Source organism: Vibrio sp. B172a (assembly GCF_030248355.1).
GTDB classification, from domain to species: Bacteria; Pseudomonadota; Gammaproteobacteria; order Enterobacterales; family Vibrionaceae; genus Vibrio; species Vibrio owensii.
Map to the genome: position 1 here is coordinate 230,313 of NZ_JAHGAC010000035.1, position 12,455 is coordinate 242,767.

Here is a 12,455-nt window from a genome sequence, read left to right on the forward strand (position 1 = left end):
TCGTGTGAGCTTAGTAAGACAACTCTGGATCGATACAATGGAAGATCTCGCCGCTTCCTTGACCATTTTCCAGCATCTCAAACAGTAAACGAGCCACTTCTTGACGGTATACCAAACCATGTACTTCTTTAGGTTCCACCAACACACCATTGCCTGTCACTACGCCATCTTTCAAGCCACCAGGACGAATGATGGTGTAATCCAAGTCGCTGGTTTGTAGCCATGCTTCCGCCAATGACTTCTCTCGCACAACACCGCCAAAACCCGCTTTAGAACGGTCAGAAAGGTATTTCCAGCTATCACCGCAACCAAGTGACGTCACCAAAACAAAACGCTTGAGTGATGCTTTACTGGCAGCATCGATAAGGTGACGATGACCAAGGTAATCTACCGGAATGTCTGCACGGAAACTGCCCATCGTGCTGATGATAATGTCTTCTTGATTGAGATGCTCAACAACGCGATCAACCTCTTCAGCAATCGTGGCATCACATGCAAACGTTGACTGACAAATCGCCTTTAATTCTGGGCTTTTGTCTGGATTTCTCGCCACACCGACAACTTCAGCACCTTTCTCTGCAAAATACTGTGCAATTGCCAAACCAAGGCCACTGCTTGCGCCCCACACTACGACTCTTTTCATAACTTACCTTTTACTACAAATATGATAATGAGAATACTTTACATCACTATTTAAGGGGTTTTCAAAAGATGTCAATCGAAGTGAGAAAATTCTTTCCAAATCAATACGTAGTTCAAATAAATGATCGATAGTTCCGAGCTACGGATGAAATTTACGTGCGACAACCAGTATCATTCTCGGCATAACTATAACTAAGCCTTATGCACGTGTTTTTAGGTTCCAGTTCGCTGCCGCATTCCCCTAAAAACAACATAATAATCAACGCATAGGCAGTAGAAACGTCGGTATTAACAATGAAGCAATCTTCCTACTCCCAATCTGCCTCGGGATTTGAAGTCGATCTAAAACAGGCCCTCATCTGGGTGGCACGCGCGTTAGATTACGTAGGTGTTGATGATACACACCACAGTCATCGAGTAGCGTACATCGCATATCAATGTGCACTTACTCTTGGATGGGACATTAAGAAAGCAGAGTTCTGTTACTTTGCAGGCATGGTTCACGACTGTGGCGTCTCAGAAACCCGCGAGCACATGATGTTGCTCGAACAGCTCGTCCCTCAAGACGCCAAAGCGCACTGTATTCGTGGCTACCACACGCTTAAGCAGTGTCGATTACTCACCCAATTTTCAACCCCGATACTTTATCACCACACTCATTGGATCGAGCTCGAACACATCGATATTCCAGCATTTGAAAAAGACGTCGCTGCTCTACTCTATCTTTCTGATCGTCTCGATTTTATGCGCGCGCATTACGTTTCCAACTGTCATAGCGACTTGGTTACTTTGCACGAAGAGTTGATTGCCGAGTGTGTGTTGGCTAACAGTGGCACACTGTTTAACCCACATATGTGCGATGCCATGGTTAAGCTGATCATGACGGATGCATTTTGGTTTGCGATGGAATCTGAACACATCGAAACGATTGGACTTCAGTTTGAGAACATTGATTGGCTACAGAAGCAACTCACCATCGAAGACATGAACAGCTTAGGGTTGTTCTTAGCGCGTATTGTGGATGCCAAGAGTCCTTTTACTTATCAGCATTCTCAAAAGGTGGCGGAACTGTCTCGTTACTTAGCGAAGAAAATGGGATTGGATGAACACGAGCAAGAGATGATTTTTATTGCGGGACTGGTTCATGATATTGGCAAGCTTAAAACCCCTGATGAGATTCTTCACAAAGAAGGCCCGCTAGACAAGCAAGAATACACACGCATCAAGCGGCATACGATTGATACTGAGCTTGCCCTGCACAAAGTGTTTCCCAATGCCAAAATCGCTGAGTGGGCTTCCAACCATCATGAACGGTTAGATGGTTCAGGTTACCCTTATCATAAAACGGCAGAAGCCTTGGATGTGCCTTCTCGTATCATTGCCGTTGTCGATGTCTTTCAAGCGCTTTCTCAAGATCGCCCATATCGAGGCCGCATGACGCAGCAAGAGATTGCCGACATCATGGATGAGCAGGTTGAAGCAGGCAAACTGTGCTCCGATGTTTATCAGATTTTATCTGCCGACATGCAGGCGTGTTATCAGCTCTCCACGGAAGTTTAGCGCCAAACAAAGTCAGTAAGCAGAATAAACAAAGGGACACCAGTTCGACGTCCCTTTGTTGTTTTGAAAGCATTTAAACACTACAAACAAGCACGTTTAGATGGCTTAGTGTGCGATGTCTAACTGGTTGTCTTTCACACCGTTGATACGGAACCAGCCTGCGATACTGAATCGTTCCGCGTTCGTCGGCAATACTTCGTGTGGGAATTGCTCAGACAAGAATACGAACAGACGACCTGAACGCGGCGGAATCTTCGCGATCTCATTATCATTCAAATCGTACACCACCAACTCACCAGCGTCTTCTTCGCTCCACGATTCGTTCATGTAGAACACCGTAGTTAGACGGCGGTTTTCATTGCCTTTGAAGCAATCGAGGTGTTTTTGGTAGAAGTCACCTTTTTCGTATTTCGCGAAGTGCGCTTCGTACTCGAACAAGCCTAGGAAAAAGTAGCGGTTTGCTTCTAAACGAATCTCTTCCATCTTGTCTAGGAAAGACGCCACTGGCGCGCCCATGTCACGCTTCAACCATTGGATCTTATCGCTACGAATGGTTTCAATACGAGTCACGTCGTCGTTACGACCAATACGTGCTTTCTTCCAATCGTCAGGAATACAGTCACGCAGCTCAGCCACTTCCTCTTGAGAAATAAAATCATCCCAGATGTAGTATCCGTGCGTCGATAACGCGTCGATCAATTTGTTCATTCTATTTTGTTCACTCGTGTGGGTTTGGGCGGTCTATATAAGAAATCCGTGCTACAACAACAAATTCCGTTTTTTATCGAGACGACAAATCCACTTAAGTAACGAGATTCAGACGTAAGAAAGCCGCTCATTTGAGCGGCTATTTAGGTCTACTGTTTGCGTTTAAATTAGCGCGTTTGAAGCGCAATAGAACGAGGTTGGATTGGACGAATTCGTTGAATCACTGGTCGTTGTTTTTTCTTAAGTTGGATATGACACATTTCCAAAACTAGACCAAACGCCATCGCGAAATACACGTAACCTTTGTTGATGTGAATAGCAAAACCTTCTGCCATCAACAGACCACCTAGCAATACTAGGAATAGTAGAGCAAGGGTCTTAAAGCCCGGGTAACGCGTCACTAGGTTGTTGATTTTCTCCGCCGTCAACACCATCACAATCGCTGACGAAATGATCGCCGCCACCATGATTGGTACTTCGCTCGTTAGACCAACCGCAGTAATCACCGAGTCCATCGAGAACACAGCATCAACCGCGACAATCTGAAGCAGAACCACAGCCAGACCAGTACGAACATGAGTCGAGTGACCGTGTTCAGTGTGGGTCAACCAACTCCACAACTCTTTCAAGCTTTTCGCTAGTAGGAATGCACCACCCGCAATCATAATCAAATCACGACCAGTAAACGCGTAGTCGCTGAAGCTGATTAATGGCTGAGTAAGCTGCATGATCCAAGAGATCGAGAACACCAAAACAATACGCGCCATCACCGCTAGGCCAATACCTAGGTTTCGGGCAAGTTTACGCTGGTGCTGTGGCAATCGTTCACACAGAACGGAGATGAATACGACGTTATCAACGCCTAAGACTACTTCAAGAGCAAACAAGGTAGCGAAGATAGCCCACGCTTCTGGTTGCATGAAAAGTTCTAACATGAGTACGCCTCCGGTGATTGGAAGCCATACAGTGAATTGTTCAGTCGACTAAAGGGGTCGTCCATTAAGTTTTTAAAACCTCTGTTACTTAGGAAACGTGAGTAAATCACCTCCTCCCTTTGTACGCAATCCCTTATTTTGTCAGGCTTGTGTAAAGCATCTTTCGTCCTCTAAGGGTTATAAGCCATACTCACCCCATCAAGTGCCGAGTTGAGCCAAACTATTGCATCGAGCTCGAATTGAAACACCTCTTTTTACGTGCTTCAACAATCGTAAAAAAATGTTTCATAATAATATTTTGATATACTGAGAAAAATCACACGAGTTAGGGTCTGTTGACCTTTCGTGACGATTTTTGCAGCAGTTTGTAGATGTTTTATACAAGACAGAGGCTTTGATATGTAGCTATTCTACCTGATAAGCCGATAACGCAGTAGAAAGCACCTACAAACGCTGCCCAAAGGGTTCGGCTAAAAGCGTTTTATTCTTTGTTGAGTCAATTTTACTTAGAGCCACTAGGCTTCAATCGACTCGCCGCGATTAAAACGCTTTTATCTCGAACAAAATTTAACCACGAAAGATAAACAGACCCTAGTCTTACGAATGGATTACATAACACTCTCACGCATTAGCCTTAAACACCTTACTGTATTGCACATGCTGCTCACGACACATAGCGTGACTCAAGCGGCGGAACAGCTCTGCGTGACCCCTTCCAGCGTGAGCAAAACGCTCAGCCAATTGCGCGACATTCTTAAAGACGACCTTTTCTACCGCGATGGCACTCGTTTAGTCCCGACTCCATTTGCTTTGAATATCGGCCCTTCTGTTCATGGCATTCTTTCCAGCATGAACGGTTTGCTCTACCAAGGCTCATTTAATCCCGCGTATTACGAAGGTCGCTTTTCTTTGGCAATGCGTGAAAGTACCTTCGAGATCTTCGCACCTATGCTGCAAGACTTATCTCAGCAAATGGGGAGCCGAGCACAACTCAATGTGTATGCCAAAGAGCAAATGAGTTTTGATTCTCTGATCCGCGGCCAAGTTGATTTTATGATTCTGCCGCACGACATCAGCCAACCACCAACGCACAACAAAGACTTGGTTTGGCAGACGATTCTAGAAGACGAAATGATTTGTTTGATGGGCAGCAATAACCCGTTAGTGAAAGAAGAACTGTCGGTAGAGAACTACTTGTGTGCGAGACACATTGGTATTCACGATAAAGACCTATCCCAGCCTTACTTTGAGCAGAACTTAACTCAGCGTTACGCTAAACGCAGCGTCGCGATGCACGTGGCCGATTTTGGTTCGGCAGCGGTAATGTGCCACCACTCTGATTATCTGTTCACTTGCTCAAAACTTTGGGCGCGAATGGCACTGCAAGCCAAGGGGTTGGTAGAGAGACCTTTGCCGTTTGAGTATGGACAAGTGGCGTATAGTTTGGTGTGGAATAAAGCGAGCCTGAACGATCCCGCTTTAAGATGGCTACAACAACAAGTGCTTAAGGCTTGTGAAACCCTCGGTGGATGCCGCAAACCGAGAGTCAATAAACTCTGAGCCTTTTTATCTTTTCTGCACTACACGTAGACCGATGGCATGGTCATTGGTCTGCTGACAAATTGACTTAATTGTGCGTGGAAGCGTTCCATTTCATCCTGAGAACATTTCTCCCATTCCAGAGCTTCACCCGTTACACCGTGATGCTGAAAGGCATTCAAACGAATGTTGACCGATTCTGGCAAAGATTGCAGATAATGCCCTACGGTTGCAACTTCCGTATCTATATCGCTTTTACCCGGAATATGAAGCAAACGCACTTCGTACAACTTGCCTGCTTGCGCTAAATACTGAATGGTTTGGAATACACGGTGGTTATCTCGCCCGACCAACCAGTAGTGCGTTTCGCTTTGCCACGATTTAAGGTCAATCATCGCGCCATCCATGTACGGCAATACTCTTTCCCAACCTGCGATGGATAAAGAACCATTGCTATCGATGAAGCAAGTGAGATGCTGTAATTCAGGATCGTGTTTGATCCCTTTAAACAGCGCAGTAATGAAAGGAAGCTGTAAGGTAGATTCCCCACCGGATACAGTAACACCGCTAATGAAAAAGCGCTGTTGGCGTATCAAATCGAGCATTGCCTCCACAGAATAGTCAGTAATTTTTGGATTAGATTGGTGCTGACATATCTCTATACAATGGTCGCAGTGGGTGCACTCCTCTTTAAGCCAAACAACGTTGTTGCTTTCGTCGAACTTCAGTGCGCCAGCCGGACACTCACTCACACAATCACCACAATGATTACAGTGATTGATGGTGTGCGGGTTGTGGCAGTTGATGCACTGATAGTTACAACCCTGTAGAAAGATGACTAGACGGTTTCCCGGTCCATCAACACAAGAGAACGGAAGGATACGAGTTACCTTAGCCAAGAGGTGTTCCGATCGTCTAGCCATCTTATTCTTATCCGTCACCAATTACTTAGCGTAAGTCGGTGACATTTCGTGGCTCACCACACGTGGTGAACGCTCTAAAATACCGGTGTTCTTCGCCGCTTCTGCACCTAGGAATGTGGTATTGGTACGTGAACCTTCTGCATCGTATTTCGCGATATCAGACAGTTTCACCATGTAACCCGTTACGCGAACCAAGTCGTTTGACGCAACGTTTGCCGTGAACTCGCGATAGCCAGCATTCAATGCACCTTTACACAGGTTGAACATCGCTTCTGGGTTTGATTTCACGGTTTCGTCGATGGTCAGAATGTCGCTGATACCAGAACGGTAGTATTGGTGGTGGCCTGCTGTTGCTTGCACGTAAGACACGGGATCTGGCTCGTTACCGTAAGGAATACGAACGCCCGGTGTTACATCCAAATCTAGGCTGATACCGCCTTGTGCGTGCAGTAGCGCTTTGCCTTCTAGACCAAACTTCACTGGCGTGCTTTCTACCAATTCAGACAGTTTTGCAGAGATAGCGTGACCAAGCTCGTTTGCTGTTGCATCTTGGCCGTAACGGCTTGCATTGCCCTCTTTCTCTAGCAATACGTTTACCGCTTCTGCCATGCCGTAGATGCCATACATTGGCGCAAAGCGAGATTCTTCGATCAGGCCTTCTTGTGTTAGGAAGCCTTTGAAGAACTCAGACTTTTCATGCAAATGTGAAGCGCGTGCATCCATCAGCTCAACCATTAAGCCGTGATATTCTGGCAGCACGTTATTGAAGAAGTCTTCACGATTATCTGCACGGTTTGCTGCTTCTTTTAGGTTCATACGCACTAACGTGTTTGAACCACCAGCCAATGGCAGAGAGTTGTAGCAGCTCACGATACCAAAACGACCACCTTCGTACGCGTTCGCGTGCATTGGGTAATTCGCGATATGTGGCTTGCTGCACTCACAAATGTTTTGTGTTGCTTGCTTTAGCAGATCGTCTGGAGTGACGGCTTCGTCGTACATGAAGGTTAAGTTTGGCGCGATCTGTTTTAGCTCGGCGTCTACTTTCAAAATCGTACGACAAATGATGTTGTCCGTCGGGCCAATATTCACGTGCATAAACGCATCTGGCAACGTGCGATCAAGCATGATCCAGAAGTGCTTTAACTTTTTGTAGATTTGGTCGTCAGTGAGGCCACCAACGTAAGGCATTAGCACATCATCAAGTTGACCAAGGTAAACCGGAATGTTGGTTACCGATGGCACATGATGGTAAATGATGGTCAACATGTTGATCGCATCATCAAAATCTTCTGCTGGAGCTAACTCCAAGTATTCAGAACCTTGAGAAAGAAATTTTGCGTAATCTGGCAAAACATAGCGCGGCTTAAACGGCGCGTGACCTTCAAACATGTCACATATGACGCCTTGCTGCATTGCTTGGCTTACCTCGTCAGAGACGGTCATATATGGAATAGTGGCTTCGGCTTCCAAAGCAAGAAAGTTTGATTTCTGTTTTGGAGACAAGTTGCTATCAGTCGCGATAGCAAGGAAACGCTGCTGAAGATCAGAAAGGCTTTGAGTCATCTAAGATGTTCCTGGAGAAAATACAACGAATACGCCCCTTCCAATCATTTGTTGATTTCAAATCAATCTTGAAGGGACGCGTTGAATTCTACGCGCCAAGAGTCTTTGCCACTAATGAAAAAAACCAAAATGCCGATTTCCATTTTGGAAATAAGGTTTTTCTAATTTAGCCTAAGATTTAATAACTTAGCTTAACTTGCTGTTATTTAGCTTCGATGTGCCGTCGACAAAGCAACACCAGCACTTATGAATACGCCGCCAGTCAGACGGTTGAACAACTTAGCTCTCCCTTTTGCAAATAACCAGTCCGATGTCTTCACACCCAACAAGCCATAAAAGGTTAACCAACTCAGTTCGAACACAACAAACGTGCTAGCAAAAATGATGTATTGAGTGAATAGCGATGCAGAAGGGTCAATAAACTGGGGAAACAGTGCGGTGAAGAACACGATCGCTTTAGGATTGCTCGAACCGACAATGAAGCCGCTGGTAAATGCACTTAAATAATCGGACGATGCTTGTACTGGTTTTGCTTGTGAGAAATCGGTTTGTTTTGATCGCAATGCTTGGATACCAAGCCAAATAAGATACGCTGCGCCACACCATTTGATAATGTTAAAGACCAGCTCCGAAGAAGCAATCACAACCCCAAGGCCGGAGAAAGACAGGGTAAGAATAATAGTGATCGCAGCTAGGCTGCCGAGTGCGGTCATAAAGGCGTGGCGAAATCCGCTGCTCACACCTTTGCTCAAACAAAGTAGCGAACTCGGGCCAGGAGAAGCCGTCAGGACAAGTATTGCAAGGGTGTAGTAGATCCAAGTATCGAGTTGCATTGGCGCTCCTTTCCAATGTGCTGATGAATGAGCGAATCACGTGGAATAGCCGTCTTACTCTCGCTTCGATCCATGAAACGCAATAGAGCAAAACACCACATCATTCTTATCACAACTGAACAAACTCAAAGTTAATCGAGATCCTTAAAAGTGTTCTGGTTTTGAAGCCAGGGCAGGAAGCCAGGTTCAGAAATCAGAGTAACACACCTCGGTTTATCTCTCCCCTAACCTACTTTGAGCTGTTTAGTTATGCATTCAACATACTGGGAATATGCAACTATGTAAAGTGATTGCTTATTCGACAAGATCATTCGCAGATCGCATCAAGTAAGCAGTCACTGTACGTTAGTCATAGAAAGGTTTTGGGTCCACTTCTAACGATGAAGGTGCGATGGCTTTTTCTATCGAGTGAGAGCTGTTTTTCAAATCCACCATCGCCACATCGATGTAACGCTTGTATTTGCGCGAGTAGAAACACTTCACGATTGGTTTTAGCGGCTGCGAATCGCTGGATGTCCAAACAATGCCGACTCGACCATCGCTTAATTGAACAATCGAACCGACTGGGTAAACACCGATGCAGTTGATGAATTTGTACACTAAATCTGGGTCGAGATGGAATGGCGTCAAACTCAACAAGATTTTGAATGCTTCAGCCGAACTCATGCCCTTTTTGTAGACGCGGTCTGCCGTTAACGCATCGTAGATATCCACGATACAGCTCATGCGCCCGTGCATTGGGATCTGGTCGCCAGACAAACCCAACGGATAACCGGTACCGTCGAGCTTCTCATGGTGCATCAAACACACATCTCGGCTGACATCACTTAGGCCTTTTACGCCAAGAATGATTTCACCTGCGAACACTTGGTGCAGTTTCATGTGCTCAAATTCTTCCGGCGTTAAACGCGCTGGCTTATGTAAGATCTCGTCATCGACTTTGATTTTACCCACATCATGAATGATGCCACCAATCGCCAACTGCTTGAGTGTGTCTTTATCGAGGCCCAAATGCTTACCGAAAGAAACCAGCAAACAAGCGACGTTAACTGAGTGCTCAAGCAAATAACTGTCTTTTTGGCGCAGCGCCGACACACACTGAAGCGCGTCAGAGTCGATAAAGACGCTGTCGATCATGTCATCCGCCCACGATTCAATCTCGTTGACTTCAATGACCTTGCCTTCAAAGGTTTGGTTGAGCAGTTTTTGCGCCAAACACTTCGCTTCCGCAATCAGTTTTTTGGCACGTTTATGCTGCGCTTCGCGAGAACGAAACGCGCGTTGAATTTTTGGCGTAGTCATCACCTCAGAGGCTGCTAAGGTGACATCGTGTTCTTCTTCAACAGGTTTGAACACGCACTCTTGAGCAGAAAGTTTCTGGTCGACCCAAACGAACTTCACCCCACTTGCTTGCAGCTTTTGAATGCCCTGCGCAGTGGAAACACGTCCCGCATTGGCGAGGTTAACGCGTTTATTTTGTTCGATTGCAGTCACGAACATACCGATACTTACATCTGCAATGGCTATCTTTATTGAGTCTTCTGGTTTGTACTGCATATCGCGAAACTTTTAACACCTGTTATTTAGCAGACGCATTATAAGAGATCTGACCATTCACTGTTATAAGAATTCGCTATCGTTTAAAATTAATGAGCATTCAGTCAATATATGAGACGTTCACCGTTCAATAAACCACTTTTAATTTATGGGCTTAGCTCAAATAATCATCACAAGTGGTAAGAATTTCGATAATTTGGGTGTTGAATCAATAACTACTTAATACAAATAGTATTTACTGTTGACCAAAGTTTTATAAATACCGATTATTAGTCGCATTATTCTAATAATTACTCTATTACACAGAAACTTTTTAAGCTCATTAACACAACAGACTGCCAATCTGATTCGACTAGCTTCGTTTGCAGTGTAAAAGGACAAACTTCAAAAATATGTCATTTGCGTGTAGCCCGACTTATATACTTATCTCCACAGCAACTTGGATTGCGGGGACAGTATCTTGACCAACAAGGTTGATCAAACCATTTCTGAGCACGATCGCGAGTTTTTGCAGATCGTTGAACAACGCTTCATCCATATCTTCGATGTGTTCAGTGAAGGACTCTTCTACATGGATGAGTTTGGCACCATGGTTTTCTACAACCAGCGCTTCTATGAGCAATTTGGTATCAATGCGGGCCGTATTAACCTCGATAGATGGCTTGATTTGGTGCATCCATTAGACAGAGAGCGCCTGTCTAAACGCGTTGACGCCCACATCAATACCGACAATACACGTGTAACGACAACCTACCGCCTGCGCAAACCAAATGGCCAATACGTTTGGATTGAAGGCGTCGCAATGACCAAAGAAACAGAACAAGGTCATTACATGGTTGGCAGCCACAGAGACATTTCTGAGCGAAAGCTGATGGAAAGCTACATCCATCAGGTCGCCTTCCATGACAACGCGTCTGGTATGGCAAACCGCGCGCACCTGCTGCTGAATATTAATGAGTTAGTGAAATCTCAAAGCACTCACGCATCGATTTTTTACATTCAGATTGAAGAGATCAAATCTTACCTCAACCAGTACGGCAGTGAGCTTGTCGACGGCTTGGTTGAGAAATTGCTGCAAACCTTAAGCCACCTCCCTTCCCCTAACTGCACCGTTTATCGGGTTCACGATGATGACTTTGCCATCCTCGTGCTTGATGATGTGCCGCTGGAAGCGCTTCAAGCCTACGCTCAGACCATCAAGCAAAACTATCATGAAGCAGTGGTGGAAGAAGGCCAGTATCTCGGCAGCAACATCAGCATCGGCTTATACCCATGTGTTGACCCAGAACATTCAGCCGAAGAGATCGTGCGTAAAGCAGCCCGCACATGCCAATACGCGAACGAGAAGAACAAAGATCGCATCGCGGTGTACAGCCAGAAAACGCAGTACGCAGTGGACCGTTATTTCTTTATTGAGCAAGGTTTGAAAAACGCACTGGAAGAAAGAACGCTGAGCGTAAAATTTCAACCCATCGTCAGTGCATCCGATCTGCAAGTGGTGAGTTTTGAATCTTTGGTTCGGTGGCGCAGCAAAGAGTTTGGCGAAATCTACCCGGATGAGTTTATCCCAGTAGCGGAAAACAAAGGCTTGATTGTCGAACTTGGCTACCAAGTGTTTGAGAAGGCATGTCAGTTCATTAAGAGCTATCGCGAACGCTATCAAAATCAAGTTCGCGTGAATGTGAACGTGTCTGTTTTACAGCTTCTTAATAGCGAGTTCCCGAGCAAAATCAAAGCAATGACAGATGCAGTCGGCATAGAGCCGCAAGCCATTGTGCTTGAGCTGACCGAGACCTTTATTCTGGACAACAACCAAGCCGCCATCGCCCCTTTGAATACGTTGCGAGAGCTTGGTTTTGCCCTTTCACTAGATGATTTTGGTGCCGGATACAGCTCGTTAAACTGCTTCTTTGATTTGCCAATGACGCAAATTAAGATCGATAAATCGATGGCGTGGAAAACCCTGACCAACCGCTCATCACATGAGTATTTGAAATTCTTGATCACCATGTGTCGTGAACAGAATATCGAAGTGGTGATTGAAGGCATTGAAGACGCGAAGATGTGTGATTTCTTTGCGGAAATGGGCGTGGATTACCTGCAAGGTTATTGGTTCTCGAAACCCCTATCGGTGGCCAGTGCTAGCCGATACACGTTAAGCCAGTAGTTTCTTTTTAAACCAATAGCTTCTT

At 45.5% G+C, this 12,455-nt stretch carries 10 protein-coding genes; 3 read left to right on the forward strand and 7 right to left on the reverse strand.

Features of this window, described 5'->3' with window-relative positions; genetic code table 11:
- Window positions 1–10 precede the first annotated feature (10 nt).
- A complete protein-coding gene (locus KIT90_RS25260; RefSeq protein ID WP_285379310.1) occupies window positions 11–643 on the reverse strand; it encodes an SDR family oxidoreductase in 633 nt (210 codons plus the stop codon).
- 293 nt (window positions 644–936) lie between these two features.
- Between KIT90_RS25260 and KIT90_RS25265 the strand changes: the two genes are divergently transcribed.
- Window positions 937–2,202: an HD-GYP domain-containing protein gene (locus KIT90_RS25265; RefSeq protein ID WP_285379312.1), complete on the forward strand. Its 1,266-nt coding sequence runs from the start codon at window positions 937–939 to the stop codon at window positions 2,200–2,202.
- A gap of 105 nt (window positions 2,203–2,307) precedes the next feature.
- Here KIT90_RS25265 and KIT90_RS25270 read toward each other — a convergent pair whose 3' ends face one another.
- Both KIT90_RS25270 and KIT90_RS25275 read right to left on the reverse strand, forming a co-directional pair.
- Window positions 2,308–2,910: a 2OG-Fe(II) oxygenase gene (locus KIT90_RS25270; protein WP_005442095.1), complete on the reverse strand. Its 603-nt coding sequence runs from the start codon at window positions 2,908–2,910 to the stop codon at window positions 2,308–2,310.
- A gap of 167 nt (window positions 2,911–3,077) precedes the next feature.
- Complete coding sequence (locus KIT90_RS25275) at window positions 3,078–3,845, reverse strand: TerC family protein (protein ID WP_020195945.1); 768 nt, start codon at window positions 3,843–3,845, stop codon at window positions 3,078–3,080.
- Window positions 3,846–4,448: 603 nt separating this feature from the next.
- Between KIT90_RS25275 and KIT90_RS25280 the strand changes: the two genes are divergently transcribed.
- Window positions 4,449–5,405, forward strand: a complete 957-nt coding sequence (locus KIT90_RS25280; RefSeq protein ID WP_042605818.1) for a LysR family transcriptional regulator — start codon at window positions 4,449–4,451, stop codon at window positions 5,403–5,405.
- Window positions 5,406–5,425: 20 nt separating this feature from the next.
- Here KIT90_RS25280 and KIT90_RS25285 read toward each other — a convergent pair whose 3' ends face one another.
- The 4 genes from KIT90_RS25285 to KIT90_RS25300 form a co-directional block, all read right to left on the reverse strand.
- The gene (locus KIT90_RS25285; RefSeq protein ID WP_285379315.1) at window positions 5,426–6,307 is read right to left on the reverse strand and encodes a YjjW family glycine radical enzyme activase; all 882 of its coding nucleotides are present in this window, start codon (window positions 6,305–6,307) and stop codon (window positions 5,426–5,428) included.
- 21 nt (window positions 6,308–6,328) lie between these two features.
- Window positions 6,329–7,873 (reverse strand): YjjI family glycine radical enzyme, encoded by a 1,545-nt coding sequence (locus KIT90_RS25290; RefSeq protein ID WP_285379317.1) that lies wholly within the window; start codon window positions 7,871–7,873, stop codon window positions 6,329–6,331.
- A 206-nt stretch (window positions 7,874–8,079) separates the two neighbouring features.
- On the reverse strand, window positions 8,080–8,706 hold the full coding sequence (locus KIT90_RS25295) for a LysE family translocator (RefSeq protein WP_285379319.1): 627 nt from the start codon (window positions 8,704–8,706) through the stop codon (window positions 8,080–8,082).
- Between the two features lie 345 nt (window positions 8,707–9,051).
- Window positions 9,052–10,263: an HD-GYP domain-containing protein gene (locus KIT90_RS25300; protein ID WP_005442074.1), complete on the reverse strand. Its 1,212-nt coding sequence runs from the start codon at window positions 10,261–10,263 to the stop codon at window positions 9,052–9,054.
- A gap of 460 nt (window positions 10,264–10,723) precedes the next feature.
- Here KIT90_RS25300 and KIT90_RS25305 point away from each other — a divergent pair, with 460 nt between their 5' ends.
- Window positions 10,724–12,430, forward strand: coding sequence for a bifunctional diguanylate cyclase/phosphodiesterase (locus KIT90_RS25305; RefSeq protein ID WP_041059769.1), 1,707 nt, complete (start codon window positions 10,724–10,726; stop codon window positions 12,428–12,430).
- Window positions 12,431–12,455 lie beyond the last annotated feature (25 nt).